Source organism: Pseudarthrobacter sp. O4, assembly GCF_050157025.1.
Taxonomy (GTDB): Bacteria; Actinomycetota; Actinomycetes; order Actinomycetales; family Micrococcaceae; genus Arthrobacter.
On record NZ_CP189591.1, the window covers coordinates 4,268,019 to 4,288,415 of the forward strand.

At 67.2% G+C, this 20,397-nt stretch carries 16 protein-coding genes; 12 read left to right on the forward strand and 4 right to left on the reverse strand.

Features of this window, described 5'->3' with window-relative positions:
• Window positions 1–39: 39 nt before the first annotated feature.
• The gene (locus tag ACQCSU_RS19760) at window positions 40–1,446 is read left to right on the forward strand and encodes a class II 3-deoxy-7-phosphoheptulonate synthase (RefSeq protein WP_426977003.1); all 1,407 of its coding nucleotides are present in this window, start codon (window positions 40–42) and stop codon (window positions 1,444–1,446) included.
• A gap of 81 nt (window positions 1,447–1,527) precedes the next feature.
• Here ACQCSU_RS19760 and ACQCSU_RS19765 read toward each other — a convergent pair whose 3' ends face one another.
• Together ACQCSU_RS19765 and ACQCSU_RS19770 are read right to left on the reverse strand one after the other, a co-directional pair.
• Entirely contained in the window at window positions 1,528–3,681 is a 2,154-nt protein-coding gene (locus ACQCSU_RS19765) for a protein kinase domain-containing protein (protein ID WP_426977005.1), read from the reverse strand.
• A 120-nt stretch (window positions 3,682–3,801) separates the two neighbouring features.
• A complete protein-coding gene (locus ACQCSU_RS19770; RefSeq protein WP_426977007.1) occupies window positions 3,802–5,427 on the reverse strand; it encodes a LysM peptidoglycan-binding domain-containing protein in 1,626 nt (541 codons plus the stop codon).
• Window positions 5,428–5,771: 344 nt separating this feature from the next.
• Here ACQCSU_RS19770 and ACQCSU_RS19775 point away from each other — a divergent pair, with 344 nt between their 5' ends.
• Window positions 5,772–6,125 carry an Rv2175c family DNA-binding protein gene (locus tag ACQCSU_RS19775; protein ID WP_426977009.1) on the forward strand — a complete coding sequence of 118 codons (354 nt, stop codon included), beginning with the start codon at window positions 5,772–5,774 and terminating at the stop codon, window positions 6,123–6,125.
• 86 nt (window positions 6,126–6,211) lie between these two features.
• On the opposite strand, the gene ACQCSU_RS19780 is transcribed toward ACQCSU_RS19775, so the two are convergent.
• Together ACQCSU_RS19780 and ACQCSU_RS19785 are read right to left on the reverse strand one after the other, a co-directional pair.
• Window positions 6,212–7,306, reverse strand: coding sequence for a polyprenyl synthetase family protein (locus ACQCSU_RS19780; RefSeq protein ID WP_426977011.1), 1,095 nt, complete (start codon window positions 7,304–7,306; stop codon window positions 6,212–6,214).
• Window positions 7,303–7,845 (reverse strand): hypothetical protein, encoded by a 543-nt coding sequence (locus tag ACQCSU_RS19785; RefSeq protein ID WP_426977013.1) that lies wholly within the window; start codon window positions 7,843–7,845, stop codon window positions 7,303–7,305. Before ACQCSU_RS19785 ends, ACQCSU_RS19780 begins: the two co-directional genes overlap by 4 nt.
• Before the next feature lie 140 nt (window positions 7,846–7,985).
• On the opposite strand from ACQCSU_RS19785, the gene dinB reads away from it, so the two are divergent.
• The 10 genes from dinB to murD all read left to right on the forward strand — a co-directional run bounded on the left by dinB (window position 7,986) and on the right by murD (window position 20,397).
• Window positions 7,986–9,146, forward strand: coding sequence for a DNA polymerase IV (dinB, locus tag ACQCSU_RS19790; protein WP_426979866.1), 1,161 nt, complete (start codon window positions 7,986–7,988; stop codon window positions 9,144–9,146).
• A 290-nt stretch (window positions 9,147–9,436) separates the two neighbouring features.
• Window positions 9,437–9,811: a DUF3040 domain-containing protein gene (locus ACQCSU_RS19795; RefSeq protein WP_426977015.1), complete on the forward strand. Its 375-nt coding sequence runs from the start codon at window positions 9,437–9,439 to the stop codon at window positions 9,809–9,811.
• 395 nt (window positions 9,812–10,206) lie between these two features.
• The gene (gene mraZ, locus ACQCSU_RS19800) at window positions 10,207–10,635 is read left to right on the forward strand and encodes a division/cell wall cluster transcriptional repressor MraZ (protein ID WP_354243998.1); all 429 of its coding nucleotides are present in this window, start codon (window positions 10,207–10,209) and stop codon (window positions 10,633–10,635) included.
• Window positions 10,636–10,827: 192 nt separating this feature from the next.
• Window positions 10,828–11,823 (forward strand): 16S rRNA (cytosine(1402)-N(4))-methyltransferase RsmH, encoded by a 996-nt coding sequence (rsmH, locus tag ACQCSU_RS19805; RefSeq protein WP_426977017.1) that lies wholly within the window; start codon window positions 10,828–10,830, stop codon window positions 11,821–11,823.
• A complete protein-coding gene (locus tag ACQCSU_RS19810) occupies window positions 11,820–12,542 on the forward strand; it encodes a hypothetical protein (protein ID WP_426977018.1) in 723 nt (240 codons plus the stop codon). The genes rsmH and ACQCSU_RS19810 overlap by 4 nt, the downstream gene beginning before the upstream one ends.
• A 42-nt stretch (window positions 12,543–12,584) precedes the next feature.
• Entirely contained in the window at window positions 12,585–14,381 is a 1,797-nt protein-coding gene (locus tag ACQCSU_RS19815; RefSeq protein WP_426977019.1) for a peptidoglycan D,D-transpeptidase FtsI family protein, read from the forward strand.
• 102 nt (window positions 14,382–14,483) lie between these two features.
• Window positions 14,484–16,139 (forward strand): UDP-N-acetylmuramoyl-L-alanyl-D-glutamate--2,6-diaminopimelate ligase, encoded by a 1,656-nt coding sequence (locus ACQCSU_RS19820; RefSeq protein ID WP_426977020.1) that lies wholly within the window; start codon window positions 14,484–14,486, stop codon window positions 16,137–16,139.
• 6 nt (window positions 16,140–16,145) lie between these two features.
• Window positions 16,146–17,708, forward strand: coding sequence for a UDP-N-acetylmuramoyl-tripeptide--D-alanyl-D-alanine ligase (locus ACQCSU_RS19825; RefSeq protein ID WP_426977021.1), 1,563 nt, complete (start codon window positions 16,146–16,148; stop codon window positions 17,706–17,708).
• Complete coding sequence (mraY, locus tag ACQCSU_RS19830; RefSeq protein ID WP_426977022.1) at window positions 17,705–18,814, forward strand: phospho-N-acetylmuramoyl-pentapeptide-transferase; 1,110 nt, start codon at window positions 17,705–17,707, stop codon at window positions 18,812–18,814. The genes ACQCSU_RS19825 and mraY overlap by 4 nt, the downstream gene beginning before the upstream one ends.
• A complete protein-coding gene (murD, locus tag ACQCSU_RS19835; RefSeq protein WP_426977023.1) occupies window positions 18,796–20,397 on the forward strand; it encodes a UDP-N-acetylmuramoyl-L-alanine--D-glutamate ligase in 1,602 nt (533 codons plus the stop codon). Before mraY ends, murD begins: the two co-directional genes overlap by 19 nt.

Below are 20,397 nucleotides of genomic sequence, written 5' to 3' on the forward strand. Positions count from 1 at the left end.
GGCTCCGTCGATCACCGCGAAGGCAACTATCCTAGGAAGGTGACTGAGTTATCTGCGCCTTCGGCCTCCCCGTTCACCGGTTCCTCCCTGAGCAGCACTGCCCAGAGCGGTGCCGCCAACTATCCCGGCCTGGACCGCTGGCGGGAGCTGCCGGCCTCCCAGCAGCCAAGCTGGTCGGACGGGGCAGTCTTCGAAGCCTCGGTCAAGGAACTCTCCGTCCTTCCGCCGCTCGTTTTTGCGGGCGAAGTGGACATCCTGCGGGAACGGCTCGCAGCGGCGGCGCAGGGCAAGGCGTTCCTGCTCCAGGGCGGCGACTGCGCGGAGACGTTCGAGGCCGCGACGGCGGACAGGATCAGCGCCCGGGTCCGCACGATCCTCCAGATGGCTGTCGTTCTCACCTACGGCGCGGCCATGCCGGTCATCAAGATGGGCCGCATGGCAGGCCAGTTCGCCAAGCCGCGCTCGTCCAATGACGAGACCCGCGACGGCGTCACGCTGCCGGCGTACCGCGGCGACATCGTCAACGGCTACGACTTCACTCCGGAGTCCCGGGCGCACGATGCCAGCCGGATGCTCAACGCGTACCACACCTCCGCCTCAACCCTGAACCTGATCCGTGCCTTCACGCAGGGTGGTTTCGCGGACCTGCGCCTCGTGCACCAGTGGAACAAGGGCTTCACGGAGAACCCGGCCCACGCCCGCTACGAGTCGCTGGCGCGGGATATCGACCGTGCGATCAAGTTCATGGCCTCCTGCGGGGCCGACTTCGAGGCGCTCAAGCGCGTGGAGTTCTACGCCAGCCACGAGGCGCTGCTGCTGGAATACGAACGCGCCCTCACCCGGATCGATTCGCGCACCGGCTTCCCCTACGACACCTCCGCGCACTTCCTCTGGATCGGCGAGCGGACCCGCGAGCTGGACCACGCCCACGTCGATTTCCTGTCCCGGGTGCGCAACCCGATCGGTGTGAAGCTGGGGCCGTCCACGAGCGGCGACGACGCACTGCGCCTGATCGACAAACTGGATCCGGACCGCGAGCCCGGCCGCCTCACGTTCATCACCCGGATGGGCGCGTCCAATATCCGCGAGAAGCTGCCGTCGATCGTGGAGCGGGTCACGGCCTCCGGCGCGCAGGTCCTGTGGGTTACCGATCCCATGCACGGCAACACGGTCACTTCGCCCAACGGCTACAAGACCCGCAACTTCGACGACGTCATCAACGAGGTGCGCGGCTTCTTCGAGGTGCACCACGCCCTCGGAACCGTCCCGGGCGGACTGCACGTGGAGATGACCGGCGACGACGTGGCCGAATGCCTCGGCGGGGCGGACCCGATCGACCAGGAAGCGTTCCTGGACCGCTATGAATCCGTCTGCGATCCGCGCCTGAACCACATGCAGTCGCTGGAGATGGCCTTCCTGGTGGCAGGCGCCCTGTCCAAGCGCTAGGGACCAGGTCTCAAGCAGCAGAACGCTCCGCCCGGCCGGTTTCAGCCGGGCGGAGCTCGTTAACTGCTGATCCGGCTCTGGTCAGACCACCTTCAGGGTGACAACGGAACCCTCGGGGGCTTTCTCGTTCTTCGGGTCCTGTTCCCGGACCGTGCCGAAGAATCCGCCAAAGATGTTCTCCACGCGGACTTCAAACCCGAGGTCCTCGAGGGCCTCTTGCGCTTCCTTGGCCTGCTTCCCGATGAAGCTGGGGACGTCGACGAGCTTGGGGCCCTTGGAGATCGTGAGGTTCACGGTTCCGCCCTTGGTGAGGTTGCCGGAGGCCGGGTCCTGTGCCACGACGGAGCCCTTCGGGATCTTCCGGTCGTTGACCGTTTCCGGCGAGATCACGGCTTTCAGCCCGGCCGCTTCCAGGGCCTTGACCGCCGCGCCTTGTTCCTGGCCGCGCACATCCGGCACCGGGATGGGCTGGGGGCCCTTGGACACCGTCAGGTCCACGGGGGTGCCGTGCCGCACCGGATTGCTGCTGCGGGGAGCCTGGGCCAGGACAGTGCCGGCGGCTGCCGATTCGTCGAAGGTCTCGGTGATCAGCCCCAGCGCCATTCCGGTGCCGTTGAGGGCCGTCTTGGCCTCGTCCAGGGTCTTTCCGGTCAGCTCCGGTAGGGGGAACAGCTCGGGCCCCTTGGAGACGGCAAGGGACACGGTCTGGAACTTCCGGATGACCTGTCCGGCTTCGGGTTCCGAGCCGACGACGAGCCCTGGCGGGACGTTGTCGTCGTAGACGTCCTTGGTGGTGGACTGGAAGCCGGCCGTCCGCAGCAGCTGCTGCGCTTCCGCCACGGTTCTGTTCGCCAGTTCCGGAATCGTCCCCGGGGCGCCGGGACCCATGCCGAAGAACCAGCCGGCGCCGGCGGCCAGCAACGCTGCAATGACCAGCAGCACAATCCACAGCAGCCCCCGGCGTCGTGCATTGCCCCCGCGCAGGCTCCGGACGGGCGTGGCCGCGGCCCGCTGGCGGGCCCTCTCCTCATCGCGGTCCTGCTTTCGTTGGGCACGCTTGCCGGCGGGGGCCGCCACGGGTTTCAGACCGTCATCGCTGTACGTTTCCTGGTCCGGGAGCTCCTCCGGGGCGGACAGCGGGCCGTAGGACGGGCGCCGGGGCGGCGCGGACATCACGGTGGTGGGATTGCTGCCCCGGGAGATGACTTCGGTAGGCCGTTGGATCCCGCCGATCACCTCGGTCCGGGACTGGGCAGCGTAGTCCTCCGGGGGACCTTCCGAGCGATCTTGCCGGGGGTCCGCGGAGGCGGCGACGCCGGCCGGCGGTGCCGGTGCGGCCGCAACCGCGGGCAGGGCGCTGCGGCCCGCCGGGGGCTGGATATCGAGTTCGGCGTCGCTCAGGTTGGTCCTGATGTGGCGCAGCTCAGACAACAGTGCGTTCCCGTCCACGGGCCGTTTATCGGGATCGTTGGCGGTGCACCACTGCACCAGTTCATCGATTTCTTCGGCCAGGCCCGGCACCAGCTCCGAGGGTGCCCCCACGGTCGAGTTGACGTGCTGGTACGCCACCTGGATGGGAACCTCGCCGTCGAACGGCTGCCGGCCGGTGATCATCTCGTACAGCATGATGCCGACGGAGTAGATGTCGCTGCGGGCGTCAGCCTGCTTGCCGAGCACCAGTTCGGGGGAGAGGTAGGCCACCGTTCCGATCAGCGCGCCCGTGCTGGTCGAGGTGGACACGGCCCGGGCCAGTCCGAAGTCGCCGACCTTGATCCGGCCGTCGTCGGCAATAAGCACGTTTTCGGGTTTGATGTCCCGGTGGATGAGGCCGGCCTCGTGGGCTGCCCCCAGACCTTCCACGACGGGGGCGATCAGTGCCAGGGCGAGGCGCGGCGCGAGCGCACCCTTGTCCGTGATGACGTCCCGGAGGGTATGGCCCTTGATGTACTCCATCACGAGGTAGGCGATCCGGCCGTCCTCGCCCTGGTCAAGGACGCCGACGACGTGCGGATGGGACAGCCTGGCCGCAGCCTTGGCTTCGCGGCCGAGGCGGTCCAGGAATTGGGGGTCGCCGGCCAGATGGGGGTGCAGCACCTTCAGCGCGACGCCGCGCTCGAGGCGGCGGTCCGTGGCCAGATAGACCGTGGACATCCCGCCGCTGGCCAATCTGGACTGAATCAGGTACCGGCCATCCACCAGGGTGCCAACGAGAGGGTCCGACGTGTAATCCTGCACCTTACGATCCTAGTCGCTGCACGGAAACGGGTCCGGATCAACATGCGATCCGGACCCGTATCGTTATCCTTCGAGGGCCTGGCGGAGCGCCTTAACGCCCCACCGGTTCTGTCCCGGGACTTAGCCGAAGTTCTGCTGGTTGGCCTTGATGGAGGCAACGTACTGCTTGGTGTCCTCGTACATTCCGTACTTGCTCACCGAGTACTGGCCCTGGTAATAACCCGCAATGGCGTCGTCCAGGTCGCTGCTGGTGCGGATGAGCTGGCGGATGATGGCGACGCCGGCGGTGGCGTTGTCATAGGGGTCCAGCAGGTTGAGCTTGCGGCCCACGAGATCCGAGGCCCACTCGCCCGAGGACGGGATCACCTGCATGGTGCCGATCGCGTTGGCGGGGGACACCGAGCGGTGGTTGAAGCCGGATTCCTGAAGGGCAAAGGCCAACGCCAGCGAGACGTCGACGCCCATCCGGCGGGCTGTGTCGGCCACAATCGACTTCATCTGCTCGCGGCTCGGGACCGGGGAAGCGTTCAGGACTGCCTTGTTCTCGTTGGCGGAGCTCACCACGGCGGCCGGGTAAGTGAATCCGAGGAAGGTGCTCGGCACCAGCGGCGTCACCGGGGCCGGAGGCTGGCTCGACGCCGGTGCGATCGATCCGCCCGGAAGCACCAGCTTCTGGCCCGGGTAGATCACGGTGCTCATGGTCAGCCGGTTGGCGGAGAGGATGTCGGACAGCTTGACGCCGTTCCTGGCCGCGATGCCGGAGAGGGTGTCACCGGCCTTGATGGTGTACGAACCGGAGGCCGGGGCCGTGGGAGTCGAGGCCGGTGCCACTGGAGCCGGCGCGGCCGGTGCGGACGGTGCGGGAGCGGACGGCGCCGTGGTGCCGGAGCCGATCGTGATCTTCTGGCCGGGGTAGATGATGGAGCCCATGTTGAGCCCGTTCCAGCCGAAGACCTCGGAGAGCTTGACGCCGTGGCGGGCTGCGATGGCGCCCAGGGTGTCTCCCGGCTTGACGGTGTAGGACCCTCCGGTGGAGGACCCGCCGGGGGAGGCCGGGGCCGCTGGAGTCGAGGCCGGTGCCACCGGAGCCGGCGCTGCCGGATCGGCAGCGGACGGCGCCGTTGTGCCGGGGCCGATCGTGATCTTCTGGCCCGGGTAGATGATGGAGCCCATGGTGAGCCCGTTCCAGCCGAAGACCTCGGAGAGCTGGACGCCGTGGCGGGCTGCGATGGCGCCCAGGGTGTCTCCCGGCTTGACGGTGTAGGACCCGCCGGCGGAGGCCGGGGTGCTCGGCTGAGCCGCCGGAGCAGGTGCCGGGGCAGGTGTGTTGCCGCCAAGCTTGATCCTCTGCCCGGGGTAAATGATCGTGTTGGCCTGCAGATTGTTCAGCGCCAGGACGGCGTCGGTGTCCAGACCGAATTTGCCGGCGATTCCGCTGACCGTGTCACCGCGCGCGATCGTGTACTCGGCGGGGGCCGTCACCTGGGCCGGGCGGAACGAGCTGGGGATGGCCGCCGAGACGGAGCTGGACGGAATCATGGCGGATGCCGGCAGGGTTGCCGATTGTGCCTGTGCGCGCATGGCAGCTGCCAGCGTCGCCGGGATCGCGCGGCTGCGGACTTCGGCCGACGCCGGCTGGGCGATCGCCAAAGAGGAAAGGACGACGGCAGGCAGGGCGGCGGTCGTGGCCGCAATCATCGGCAGGCTGGGCCTCGCCTGGTGCTTCGGCGAACGTGACGTCGTCATGGGAAAAATCCTCTTCTCAGCGGCGAACGCTGCGGGTCAGGCCGGTGTTACTGGTGTTACCAGTGTGACCAAAGTTATTGCTGTTACAAATGTGATCTATGTGAATCTCTCATGAATTGGGAGTTAGCACAAGAACCTCCGGACATTCTGCAAACAAACACTTGCGGAGTGTCGGTGGAATTGCCGATTCGGATGCGTTGAACAAAGTATGTCGATCCGCGTGAGCCTTGCAAGGGCCTGCCGCCAGGGTCCGGCACCGGTATCAGCGGCGGCCAAACAGGTGCCCGCAGTAATCGCTCAGCCTCGACTAGGCGCAGAAGCGTCCGCCATGGCAATCTTGATCCGTGAGTACTGTAGAAAGCCTCGTGGGCGAATGGCTGCCCCTGCCCGATGTTGCCCAGCTTCTGAATGTTTCCATTACGAAGGTCCATGCGCTGCTCGATGAACGCGCACTGGCGGCACTGAGGGTCGGTGACCGGCGTATCCGTTCGGTGCCGGCGGCTTTCGTCCAGGACGGCCACGCCGTGGAGAGCCTGAAGGGCACCATAGTGGTCCTCGCAGACGCTGGCTACTCGGACGAGGAACTCATCACCTGGCTCTTTACGCCCGACGAATCCCTGCGCGGACGGCCGATCGACGCCCTCCGCGAAGGACGTAAGACGGAGATCCGCCGCCGGGCACAGTCCCTGGCCTGGTAGCACGTGCCACTCCCGTAGAGTCCGTCCACGGACTCCACGGGGTGGCTGGCCTGACCGGCGGCAGGCCTCTCAGGCCGTTCGGCTGATCAGGCCGTTCGGCTCACGGTGGCTTCGGCGAGCTTCCGGAGCGCCGTCTTGGGCAGCTCCTCGAGCGGCAACAGGTCCAGGGCCGCGAAGGCCGCGTGACCGAACTCCTCAATCAGCACTTCGGTGGCCTGCAGCGCACCGCAGTCCACGATGATGCGTCGGATCGCGTCCACGTCCGCCTCGCTCAGCCCGGGGTTGCCCAGCTGGGCATCGATGAACGCTGATTCGGCAGGGGTGGCCTGGTCCAGGGTGAAAGCCACCAGGACGGTGCGTTTGCCTTCGCGCAGATCGTCTCCGGCGGGCTTACCCGTACTGACCGGATCGCCGAAGACCCCCAGCACGTCGTCCCGGAGCTGGAAGGCCTCGCCGAGCGGGAGGGCGAAGGCCGAATAGCCGCGGAGCAGCTCATCGGGCGCACCCGCCAGGGCACCGCCGAGGGCCAACGGGTGCTCGGTGGAGTATTTGGCCGACTTGAACCGGATGATGGACTGGGCACGGCCGACGGCGCCGGCGCGGTCCCGCCGCGGTCCGGCGACCTCCTCGAGAATGTCGAGGTACTGGCCGGCCATGACCTCGGCGCGCATCAGGTTGAAGATGAGCCGGGCCTGGCTTCCGGAAGCGGCCCGGTCCCCGATTTCGGTGAAGGACTCCTCGCTGAAGGACAGGCACAGGTCGCCGGTCAGGATGGCCGCAGCGTGCCCGAACCGTTCGCGGTCCAGAGCCCAGCCCTGCGTCTCATGCAGATCGCTGAAACGGCGGTGCACGCTGGGTCCGCCGCGGCGGGTGTCCGAGCGGTCAATGATGTCGTCGTGGATAAGGGCGGCAGCCTGGAACAGTTCCAGGGCGGACCCGGCCGTGACCACTTCGCCGGCCCCGGCCTCACCGCCTGCACCGCGCCAGCCCCAGTAACACATGAGCGCCCGCAGTCTCTTACCGCCGGTGACAAGGTTGGAGATGGAGCCCATCAGCGGATCGATGTCCTGGGATATTGAAGACATGACGGCCTGGCGGGTGGTCAGGAAATCGGTGAGCTTGCCGGCGACGGCGGCTACGTAGGCAGTCTGCTCGAGGCGCAGCTGTTCCGCGAGGGTCACTTGACGGACTCGGCGGCGACGTTTGCGCCGATGGTGAAGGTCGAGACGCCCGCGGTCTCGATCACCGAGGTGTTGACCGTTTCATTGTCACCGCGCAGGAAGTCCTTGGACGGGACCGAGCCCACGGCCTCGCCCGGAACGGCAGTGAAGCCTTGGGCCTCCAGCTGCGTGGTGTAGAAGGCCAGGACCGCGGCGGCCGGCGAGGTGATGCTGCCGACCAGTGCCACCGTGGCCGGCGCCGTGGTCTTGTCGAAACTGCTCGAGACCACCTTTGCTCCGGGCATCAGGGGCAGCAGTTGCTGCGGGAAACCGGAAACCACGGCCCCTACCGTGGCCGAGGTGCCGGGCTCCGCGGAAGGGCTGGGGGGTGCGGTGGTGGTGGGCGGGGCGGTCGATGTCACCGCCGGCCCCGCCTGCGCCGCCGAGGAAGCCGAGGAAGCGGTCCCGGGGGCGGCGGGCGTGCAAGCGGCCAGGGCCATGATGGCGCCTGCCGCAATAACGGCAACCGCAGCACGTTTGCGCTCTCCAAAAACCTTCACAGACACTTTCCTCCTGGTGTTGACGCCGGATTCAGCCTCCAGTTTAGTCAGTCCCGGGGCATAGGATTGAAGTTGTGGGGCCGGACAGGGAGAAACAGCAGCTTGAAGCGACGCTTCGCGAACTCCGGCGCAGCAGCATCATGCACGTGGACATGGACGCGTTCTTCGTCTCCGTGGAGCTGCGCAGCCGGCCCCAGCTGTTGGGAAAACCCGTCATCGTCGGCTACCCCGCGGACCGGTCCGTGGTGCTCTCCGCCTCGTACGAAGCCCGCGCCTTCGGCGTGCGCTCGGCGATGCCGATGGTGGTCGCGGCCCGCATGTGCCCCTCGGCCGTCATCATCGAGCCCCGGCACAAGCTGTACTACGAAGTGTCCGGCCAGATCATGGCAATCTTCGGCTCCATCACCGATCTGGTGGAACCGCTGAGCGTGGATGAGGCCTTCCTCGACGTCGGCGGGGCGATCCGCCGGCTGGGTACACCCCGCGAGATCGGCGAACTCATCCGGGCCCGGGTCCATCGGGAACTGGGAATCACGGCATCCGTCGGGATCGCGGCCAGCAAGTTCGTGGCGAAAATCGCCTCCACCCGGTGCAAGCCGGACGGACTGCTGCTGATCGGACCGGAGGAGACGGTGCCGTACCTTCACAGTCTTCCTGTCAGCGCACTCTGGGGCGTCGGCGCCAAGACGGTCGAGGTGCTCGCCCGAATGGGCATCCGGACCGTGGCGGACGTCGCCGCCTCGCCGCTGCCTTCCCTGCGCAAGGTGCTCGGCGCCTCCGGCGAACACGTCTACAACCTGTCATGGGGGATCGATCCCCGTCCGGTAACACCGGTCCGGCTGGAAAAGAGCATCGGGGCGGAAGAGACCTTCGCGGTGGACACGGCCGACGAGGCGCTGTTGCATCGCGAACTGCTGCGGCTCTCACACCGCACGGCGGAGAGGCTCCGCAGCGCCGGCATGCATGCCCGGACAGTGGCACTCAAGCTGCGGTACGCCGATTTCTCCACCATCACGCGCAGCCGGACCGTCAGCACCCCGATCGACAGCGCCCAGCTGCTCTACGCCGTGGCCGTCCAGCTCCTGGAATCCGTCGGGGACCGGCCCATGACGGTGCGGCTCGTCGGCATCCGGGCGGAGCAGCTTGAGGAAGCCGCCCAGGCGCCGCTGCAGCTGAGCCTGGACCGCAGGGATGACAACTGGCGTGCAGCCGAACAGGTACTCGACGCGGTGACGCGGAAATTCGGGACAAAATCGGTGCTGCCGGCCCGGCTTCTCGATCCCGGCAGCGGCTCCGGCTGACATCTGCGGCCGGGTCGGCCGTCTTGAATGCGCCAAGCTTGTGCAGCGTCTTTCAGAACGGGCCGCAACAAACTATCCTTAGATGTACGTAGGTTTAGAACGACTGGAACGAGCGTTCGGGCTGATGCGTGACCAGTTGAACACCCAAAAGGGACCGTGGAAAACCACCGGTGGGAACCCCGATTCGCGCAACGACGGCGGACGGGAACCACTCCGGAATCCCGGTCGTTATGGGATTAGGGACACTGGCCACGTCAAGTCTGGACGTTGGCCGACTTAAGGAGGTCGTGATGCCGCTCTCGGAGCACGAACAGAAGTTGCTTGAGCAACTTGAGAAGCAGCTGCATGAGGACGATCCCAAGTTCGCCAGCTCGATGGACTCGGACCATGGACGTTCATGGTCTACCCGCCATCTGGTGATTGGGGTCTTGGCCACCCTGGCAGGCATAATGCTCCTGCTGGTCGGCGTTACCGTCCAAAACATCTTGGTCGGGGTCTTGGGTTTTGTCGTGATGGGAGCCGGCGTCTATTTCGCGACAATGCGCAGCTCCACCTCCGGCAAGGCAAAAGCCGCCGGGTCGTCCCGGAAGTCCGGAAAGCCCAGGAAATCGTTCATGAGCAACCTCGAGGAACGTTGGGACGAACGGCACCGCGGGGATTCCTGAGCGAACTCGGGAGCATCCTCCATTTCCCGCCACCCGGCTAGCCCGGAGGCGCGCAAAGACCCGCTTCGGCGGGTCTTTTGCCGTTATCGGGGGCTTTTGGCGGCAACCGCAGGCGATTCGCCAGCTCGCGCGGACGCGGGTACGCCCGGCCGTGTCCGTCGTCGTGATTGTAGGGGTGCCCGCCCGCGCCGGATGCCGGAATCCCTCCACTACGCACCACCGGGCCCTGTTCGCTGCCGTTGCACGGAACTTCGGGACCCACATGCCCACGGAAATGCGCAATTGTCTTCGGCGTGTCGTTGACTGTGGAGGGATGTGGAGTAATGTGGAGGACGTAAGAGGGTAGTGGCAGCAAGGGGACGTTGGGCTTCCTACGAACAGACAGGCGGTGGGCCGTGTTTCTCGGCACACATTCGCCGCGTCTGGACGAAAAGGGCCGGATCATCCTTCCCGCCAAGTTCCGCGAGGAACTTGCCGGCGGGCTGGTTCTCACAAGGGGCCAGGAACGTTGCATCTATGTCTTCAGTGAGGCTGAATTCGGCCGGGTGCACGAGCAGATGCGGGAGGCTCCAATCTCCAGTAAGCAGGCGCGTGACTACATCCGGGTGTTCCTCTCTGGAGCCTCTGACGAGGTACCTGACAAGCAGGGGCGCGTGACGATTCCGCCGGCGCTCCGGGAGTACGCAGGACTCGGCAGGGAACTGGCCGTCATCGGCGCCGGTACCCGGGCGGAGATCTGGGACGCCCAAGCCTGGAATGAGTACCTGGCCGAAAAGGAAACAGCCTTCTCGGAGACAGACGACGCCATACCGGGGATTTTCTGAGCCCCACGGATCCACCAGCACTACGTTTCTTGACCAAGATCTCCAGCCGCCCATCCAGTTGTTCTCCTGGCTCACTTCCCCGGAGCCAGGCGGACGCCGGGTAGGCGCGGATGGGGATCTGGATCAAGAAGCGGGAAGCGCAGCTGCGCAGGCAGCACAGCAAGCACGCCCGGACAAGGAAAGGACGCAGGCATGACTGACCCTCACCAGAAGCCCACGTCCGAACGCCATGTACCGGTCCTCAAGGACCGGTGCATCAATTTGTTGGCACCGGCATTCGAGGCGGCCCGCGGCCGCGGCGAGTCCCCGGTGGTCATCGACGCCACCCTTGGCATGGGCGGGCACTCCGAGGCCATGCTCCAGCGCTTCCCGGATCTCCACCTGATCGGCATCGACCGCGACGAGGAAGCCCTGGCCCTGGCGGGGGAGCGGCTCAAGCCCTTCGCCAGCCGGATCGACCTCGTGCACGCCGTGTACGACGAAATCCCGGAGGTCCTGGCGGACCTTGGCTTCAGCCAGGTCCACGGCGTCCTGATGGACCTGGGTGTCTCCTCGCTCCAGCTGGACGAGCGGGAACGCGGTTTCGCCTACTCCTTCGATGCCCCACTGGACATGCGGATGGACACGAGCCGCGGCCAGACCGCCGCCGACGTCGTCAACAACTACAGCGAAGAGGACCTCGTCCGGATCATCCGGAAGTGGGGCGAAGAGAAGTTCGCCGGCCGCATCGCCAACAGGATCGTCACCGCCCGCGCCGGGAAGCCCTTCAGCACCACCGGTGAGCTCGTCGAACAGATCCGCGGGGTTGTCCCGGCGGGCGCTGCGAAATCCGGCGGGCACCCCGCCAAGCGCACTTTCCAGGCGCTCCGGATCGAGGTCAATGAGGAACTCGACGTGCTGGAGCGCGCGATCCCCGCGGCGGTCAGCGCAATCGCCGTCGGTGGCCGCGTCGTCGTCATGTCCTACCACTCGCTGGAGGACAAGATCGTCAAGGGCTTCTTCCAGGCCGGCTCCAAATCTTCTGCCCCGCTCGGTTTCCCGGTGGAGCTTGAGGAACACAAGGCTGAACTGAAGACCCTGACGAAGGGCACCGAGGTGCCTACCGCAGCCGAAATTGCCGAGAACCCGCGCGCAGCCTCCGCCAGGCTCCGCGCCGTGGAACGCATCAAAGCCAGGAGAGCCGTATGAGCACCGCTGCCGTCAACCGATTCCCCGTTGCCACTGGCGCCACCGCCCGCGCCCTTCCCGGGCTGAACCCCGGTCCGGCCCGCAAGTCCCGCACCCCGCTCTCGCTGGTTCGCTCGGCCCCGCGCAAGCGCCGGGCGCCGTTCGTCGTGCTCTGCTTCGGCATCCTTGCCGTAGCCCTGATGGCGGTGCTGGTCCTGAACATCTCCGTATCCACCTCGCAGTACCAGCTGGTCCAGCTCAGGAGCGATCAGCTGACCTTGACGAAGCAGAACCAGGACCTGACGCAGCAGGTGCAGCACTTCGACGCCCCCCAGAACCTGGCGGCAAAAGCCACCGAGCTGGGCATGGTGGCCTCCACCGGCAAGGGCCAGATCGACCTGTCCACCCTCCGCGTCACCGGCAAGGCCAAGGCCGCGGTGAAGGGCGACGCCCCGGGTGCCGTCATCGCCGCGCCGGCTGTCGCGGGGCAGCTTAATGTCGTCCCGCCCGCCATCGGCAAGGAGCCGCTTGTGAACCGCAAACCGGCAGCCGACGTGCCGGCACAGCCCGCCGCGGAGGCAACACCGGCACGGGCTACTGCCGCTGCGCCCGCCGCAGAAGCCACACCGCGCACGGCAGCCGCACCAGACCTACCGGCTGCGCCGGCTGTGGAACTCCATGGCGGGTCCGTTCCGGCCCCGGCCCAGAAAGTTCCAGCCCAAAAGGTCCCCGGACAGTAACCCAGGACGGATCACGAGCCAGGCAAGCAGCAAGGAATCATCGTGGCGCAGAACACCGGCAAGGCACGCAAGGCAAAAGTGCCAAGCGCCACGCGGCGGCTTCGGCTCGGCCTCGGCCTCATGCTCACGCTCTTGCTCGTCGTCGGCGGCAAGCTCTTCCTGGTCCAGGGACTCGACGTCGGAGGCATGGCCGAGGCCGCCCTCAAGAACCGCCTCACGCCGATCGAACTCCCTGCCGAACGCGGCAGCATCCTGGACTCCGGCGGCACCGTTCTGGCCAGCAGCGTGATCCGCTACAACATCGTGGTGGACCAGACCGTCAACACCAAAACCCAGACGTTCCCAAGGCTCGACGAGGGCAAGGACGAGATTGTCAAGGTAACCCGGGACCAGGGCATCTCCGAGCTCGCCGCGGCGCTTGGCATGGACCGGGACGACGTGAAGGACGCCCTCACGGGCGACAAGCGGTACTACATCGTGGCCAAGGACCTGTTGCCCGACGTCGAAGACCGGATCTCCAAGCTGCATGTCCCCGGCGTCGAGAGCGAAGGCACCAGCAAGCGGGTTTATCCCAACGGGGCAGTCGCCGGCGGAATCGTGGGTTTCCTGAAGGATGGCACAACCGGCCAGGCCGGGCTCGAACAGACCCAGGACGAGATCCTCAAGGGCACACCCGGTAAGCGGCTCTTCGAAATCGGCGCCGACGGGCTGCGCATCCCGGTAGGCGTGGACCAGTTGACCCCGGCCGTGAACGGCAAGGACATCAGGCTCACGCTCAACTCTGATCTCCAGTACTTCGCGCAGCAGGCGATCCAGAGCCAGAAGGACAAGTTCAGCGCCGAGTGGGGCGTCATCATCGTCTCGGACGCCAAGACAGGCAACATCATCGCGATGGCGGACACCAATACCCCGGATCCCAACGACCCCGGAAACTCCGCGCCGGAGGACCGCGGTGTCCGGGCAGTCACCGCCGCCTATGAGCCCGGGTCGGTGGAGAAAATGATCACCGCCGCCGCGCTCATCGAGGAAGGCAAGTCCAGTCCGCTGGACACTTTCACCATCCCGCCGACCTACACCGTGGACGGGCAGACCTTCAGCGATGCGTTCGAACACGGCACAGAGGAACGGACCCTGGCCGGCATCCTGGGCTGGTCGATGAACACCGGCACAGTCATGGCAGGCCAGCGGCTGAGCAAGGACCAGCGCCACGACTGGCTGCAGAAGTTCGGCATCGGCGAGGCACCCGACATCGGGCTTCCCGCCGAAGCCAAGGGCATCCTGACGCCGGCTGAACAATGGGACGGACGCCAGGAGTACACAGTCCTCTTCGGCCAGGGGGTGTCGCAGTCGACCCTCCAGACGGTGCGGGCCTTCCAGTCCGTCGCCAACGACGGCGTCATGCTCCAGCCGCGCCTGATCGACAGCTACATCAGCCCCGACGGCACCGAGGAAAAGGTCCCGGCCCAGCCCCCGCGGCAGGTCGTCTCCAAGGACACCGCCAAGCAGGTCCGCGACATCCTCGAAAGCGCCGTCACGGAAGGCCAGATCAAGGAAGCCGGCATCGACGGCTACCGGGTCGGCGCCAAGACGGGAACGTCACAGTCGCCGTGCGACGACGGCAAATCCGGGTTCTGCGGCTTGACCGCCTCCATGGTGGGGATGGCGCCGATGGACGATCCGCGGTTTATTGTTGAAGTGGTCCTGCAACGGCCCAAGGGCGATATTCACGGCATCTCGAACGGACCGGTGTTCCGCTCGGTGATGAGCCAGACGCTGCGCGCCTTCAACGTCCAGCCGTCCACCGGCGAACCCGTCCGGCTGCCGCAGTACGCCAAGTAGCGCCCGCACCATTCAGCACCCAGTACGAATACGAAGCCTGCGGGCCGGAGCATCTTTCCGTGCGCAGCGCCAGATCCACTAGCACCGCAAACGGAGATCCCCTTGTCAGAGCTCAACGCCCCAGACGCTTCCACCGCGCCCTCCGGCCAGGACGCCACCTCGGGCTTCCGGCCCGCTATGGTCGCCGCGGTGCCGCTGGAAACCATCGGTGAGGCGATCGGCGTCGTCGTTCCCGGGGAATCCGGCTCAGTAGCCGTCACCGGGATCTCACTGAACTCCCGAGCCGTTCAGCCGGGCGACCTGTACGTCGCCCTGCCGGGCGCCACCCGGCACGGGGCCGACTTTGTTTCCCAGGCAGTGGAGGCCGGGGCCGCCGCGGTGCTGACGGACGACGCCGGAGCGCGCCTGCTGGCGCTCTCGAACGACATCTCCGTGCCCGTGCTGCTGGCCGGGGAACCCCGCGGGCTCGTCGGACGGCTCTCCGCCCTGATTTACCGGAGCGGGTCGGACGACGCGGCCGCGCCTGCCCTCTACGGCGTCACCGGCACGAACGGCAAGACGACCACCACGTACTTCATCAACGCCCTGCTGCAGGCCCTGGGCCAGAAGACCGGCCTGATCGGGACCATCGAGATCCTCGCCGGCGGCGAGCCGATTCCCAGTCTGCTCACAACACCCGAATCCACGGACGTCCACGCGCTGCTCGCCCTCATGCGTGAACGCGGCCTCGATGCGGCCTCCATGGAGGTCTCCTCGCATGCCGTCTCCTTCCACCGCGTGGACGGTGTGGTGTTCGACGTCGCCGGCTTCAGCAACCTGACCCAGGACCATCTGGACCTGCACGGCAGTATGGAGGAGTACTTCCGGACCAAGGCCCGGCTCTTCACGGCAGAACGCGCCCGCACCGCCGTAGTCACAGTGGACGATGAATGGGGCGTGAAGCTGGCAGCCTCAGCCGAAATCCCGGTCACGACCCTCGCGGCCGCCCCGGCACCACACGACGCCGGCGGGAAAGTAGCCGACTGGACCGTCACCGGCCTGTCCCCGCGCGGACTCGGCACCGATTTCACGCTCCAGCACCGCGACGGCACCGCCCTGCGCGTTCACACCGGCCTCCCGGGCAGCTTCAACGTCGCCAACGCCGCACTGGCCACCGTCATGGTGCTCGCAGGCGGCCACGACGCCGCGGCGGTGCAGGCCGCCCTCGAGGCCCGGGATCCCTTCACCGTCGCCGTCCCCGGCCGCATGCAGCTCGTCTCCACGGCGCCCGCCTCGGTGGTCGACTTTGCCCACAACCCGGATGCCCTGGCCCGGGCCCTGGCGGCCGTCCGCTCACCGGAGCCGGGCTCGAAGCTGATCATCGTCTTCGGCGCCACCGGTCAGCGCGACCAGGGCAAACGCCCGGCGATGGGTGCCATCGCCGCCCGGCTCGCGGACACCGTGATCGTCAGCGACGATGACCCGCACGACGAGGACGCCGCCGCCATCCGGGCAGGCGTACTGGCCGGAGCCCTCGATGCCAAGGACCGCGAGGGCCTTGACTGCACGGTGGAGGAGGTCTTCCCGCGCGACGCCGCCATCCGCAGGGCCGTCGAGCTGGCCGGGCCGGAGGACACCATCCTCGTCGCAGGACGGGGCCACGAAGTATGGCAGGAAGTCAAGGGCGTCAACCTCGCCCTCGACGACAGGGTGGAGCTCCGCTCCGCCTTGACAGCACGGGGATTCACCGTTCTGCAAGACCAGCGGATAGAGTCCTAAACCGAGATGATTGCATTTACCGCGGCGGAAATCGCCGACCTGACCAACGGCCGGCTGGCCGCCGAACCGGGCATCACGCCCGGCTCCGTGGTGACCGACTCCCGCGAAGCCACAGCGGGTTCCCTCTACGTGGCCAAGCCGGGGGAGACGGCCGACGGCCACGACTTCGTGGGCGCCGCCTTCGCGCTCGGTGCTGTGCTGGCCCTCGTGGAGCATGACGTCGCCGACGCCGCGGGCCGGAACTACCCTGCCGTCGTGGTTGAGGACTCGGTCCTCGCCATGGGGGCACTCGCTGCCGAGTCTGTCCGCCGGATCCGGGCCCGCCGCGAAGCCGAAGGCGCTGCGCTGACCGTCATCGGCATCACCGGTTCCGCCGGCAAGACCACCACCAAGGACCTGCTCGCCGGGATCCTCGCCGAAGAATCCGGCGCGGGCCACACCGTCGCCCCGCAGGGCTCCTACAACGGTGAGGTCGGCGTCCCGCTCACCGTCTTCAAGGCCGGCTACGACACCCGGTACCTCGTGATCGAGATGGGCGCCACGGGCGTCGGGCACATCCGCTACCTCGCGGACATGGTGCGCCCGGACATCGGCGTCGTGCTCGGCGTCGGCACCGCCCACGCCGGCGAATTCGGCGGCGTGGAGAACATCGCCGTCGCCAAGGGCGAACTTGTCGAAGCCCTTCCGGCCACCGGCACCGCCGTGCTCAACCTGGACGACGCCCGCGTCGCAGCCATGGCGGGCCGCACCGGTGCCGCCGTGCTCGGCTACTCTTCCCAGCCCTCCCGCGACCGCCGCTCCGACAGAGTCGGTGCAGAGCGTGTCCGCGCGGAAGGCGTCGAACTGAACGCCGCCGGCCACCCCGAATTCGAACTCTTCCTGCCCGGCGACAGCGCCCCGGATGGGACGGCCCCGCAGCACGTCACAGCCAAGCTGATCGGCGCCCACCACGTGTCCAACCTGCTGGCAGCCGCCGCAGCAGCCCACGCCGCGGGCATTCCCGCAGCGCGCATCGCGGCCTCGCTGAGCGCACAGACGGCTGCCAGCCGGTGGCGGATGGAACGCACCGAGCGCGCCGACGGCGTCACCGTCATCAACGATGCGTACAACGCGAACCCGGAATCCATGCGGGCCGCCTTGCGGACACTGGCCGACCTCGGCCGCGGACGCCGGACCTGGGCGGTGCTCGGCGCCATGCTCGAACTGGGACCCGACTCCATCCGGGAGCACATGGCCGTCGGCACCCAGGTGGTCCGGCTCAACATCTCCCGGCTGGTCGTCGTCGGACGGGAGGCACGATCGCTCTACGTCTCCGCCGTCAACGAAGGATCCTGGGGCAACGAATGCGTCTTCGCCGAGACCGCGGAGGAGGCCTACCAGCTCCTGCAGGCCGAGCTTGAGCCGGGTGACCTGGTGCTGTTCAAATCCTCGAACAGCATCGGCCTGCGCCATCTGGGCGATCGGATAGCATTACCTCCACAAGCCGCCCGACGCGGTGCCGAAGTCACTGCTGGAAATGCCGCTGGAAAACCTGCCGGAACCGCCGTTGAAGGGAGTTCGCTGCCGTGATTGCACTGCTGATGGGCTCCGGCCTGGCGTTGCTCTTTGCCCTCGTGGGCACCCCGCTGTTGATCCGGCTGCTGGTCCGTAGGAGCTACGGGCAATTCATCCGCGATGACGGTCCCACCTCGCACCACACGAAACGCGGCACCCCCACCATGGGCGGCACCATCGTGGTCCTGGCGGTCCTCGCCAGCTACGGGCTCACCCACCTCATCATGTGGATGATCAACCCGGTCTCACCGGGCCCCTCCGCCTCGGCACTGCTCCTGCTGTTCCTCATGGTCGGGATGGGACTCGTCGGTTTCCTGGACGATTTCATCAAGATCTCCAAGCAGCGCAGCCTCGGCCTGGACGCCAAGGCCAAACTGATCCTGCAGGCCGGCGTAGGCATTATTTTCGCGGTCCTGGCGCTGCGGTTCCCGGACGAGAACGGGCTGACTCCCGCGTCCACGCAGATTTCCTTGGTCCGCGACATCCCGTGGCTGAACCTGGCCTTCGGCGGAACCGTGCTCGGCGCCATCCTGTTCGTGCTGTGGTCGAACCTGATTATCACGGCCGCGACCAACGGGGTGAACCTCACCGACGGCCTCGACGGGCTCGCAGCCGGCGCCTCGATAATGGTTTTTGGCGCCTACACGCTGATGGGTATCTGGCAGAGCAACCAGGCCTGCGGCTCCCCGCGGCAGGCCGGCAGCGGCTGTTACTCCGTCCGCGATCCGCTGGATCTCGCGCTGCTGGCGGCCATCCTCAGCGCCGCCTTGGTCGGTTTCCTCTGGTGGAACACCTCACCGGCAAAAATCTTCATGGGAGACACCGGATCGCTCGCCATCGGCGGCGCCGTCGCAGGCTTCGCGATCCTCTCCCGGACCGAACTGCTCCTTGCCTTCATCGGCGGCCTGTTCGTCCTGATCACCCTGTCCGTCATCATCCAGGTCGGCTACTTCAAGATCACCAAGGGAAAGCGGTTCTTCAAAATGGCCCCGCTCCAGCACCACTTTGAACTCAAGGGCTGGGCGGAAGTCACCGTCGTTGTCCGGTTCTGGATCCTCTGCGGACTGTTCGTCGCCGCCGGGCTCGGGATCTTCTACGCCGAATGGGTGGTGCTCCTGTGACCGACTCCATCCCGGCAGCGCTCACCACCTCGCCCCGGCTGAAGGACCTGGTCAGCTGGGATTCGGACTGGGCCGGCCTGCGCGTTGTGGTCACTGGCATCGGCGTCTCCGGCTTTGCCGCCGCCGACACCCTGATCGAGCTCGGCGCGCGGGTGGTCGTCGTGGACTCCGCTACCAGCCCGAAGGCGCAGGCGCAGGCGGAAACGCTGCGGATTGTCGGGGCCGTGGACGTGCTGCTGGGCGAAGAGGGCGTGACCGCCGTGCCCAGGATCGACGGCGGGAAGCCCGATCTGATCGTCACCTCCCCGGGCTGGCGGCCGGACCAGTCGTTGCTGGCCGCCGCGGCGAGGGCACACATCCCGGTCTGGGGCGACGTCGAACTCGCCTGGCGCGTGCGCGAACGCAAGGGCCGCAAGACCGCCGACTGGCTCACCATCACGGGCACCAACGGCAAGACGACGACCGTGGGCCTGACCGAGTCCATGCTGCAGGCCGCCGGACTCAAGGCGATCGCCGTCGGCAACGTCGGGACGCCGATCCTGGACGCTCTCCGGGACCCGGTGGACTATGACGTCTTCGCCGTCGAGCTCTCCAGCTTCCAGCTGCACTGGAGCCATTCCGTGTCCCCGGTCGCCAGTGTGTGCCTCAACGTCGCGGAAGACCATGTGGACTGGCACGGCTCCTACGCCTCCTACCTGGCCGACAAGGCGAAGGTCTACGAAAACACCCAGAAGGCCTGCATCTACAACGCGGAGCAGATCGAAACCGAACGCATGGTGGAGGAAGCCGACGTCGTGGAGGGCTGCCGCGCCGTGGGCTTCACCACCGTCACGCCCGCCGTCAGCATGCTCGGCGTCGTCGAGGGCCTCCTGGTGGACCGCGCCTTCATCGCCGAGCGCAGGGACAGCGCCGTCGAGCTGGCCTCCGTCGCCGACCTGGGCCCGGTGGCACCGCGGCACATGGTGGCGAACGCCCTGGCCGCGGCAGCCCTGGTCCGGGCCTACGGGGCGGAGCCGTCCGCAGTCCGCAAGGGCCTGCTGGACTACCTGCCGGGCGACCACCGCATCCAGCTGGTCGCCCGCCACAACGGCGTGCTCTGGATCAACGATTCCAAGGCCACCAACCCGCACGCCGCCGCAGCCTCGCTGTCAACGTTCGAAAACGTGGTGTGGATCGCCGGGGGACTCTCCAAGGGCGTCAACTATGAAGCGCTGGTCCGGGAGCAGGCCCACCGGCTCAAGGCAGTGGTGCTGATCGGGGCGGACTCCAGCGCGCTCCGGTCCGCGCTGCAGCGACACGCACCCGATGTCCCCGTGATCGGGCAGGCGAAGGGCGACACTGAAGACGTGCAGACTGCCGGACCGGCCGATGCCGAAGCAGGTCCTTCGCCGATTTTCGGTGAGACTGTGATGGCCCGGGCCGTTGCGTCGGCGGCGCAGTTGGCCGCCTCCGGGGACACTGTGCTCCTGGCCCCGGCGGCTGCATCCATGGATCAGTTCTCTTCCTACGCTCACCGTGGCGACGCCTTCATCGAAGCCGTCCGCGGGCTCGTGGAAGGGCAGGCTCAGACCAGCGAGGAGTAA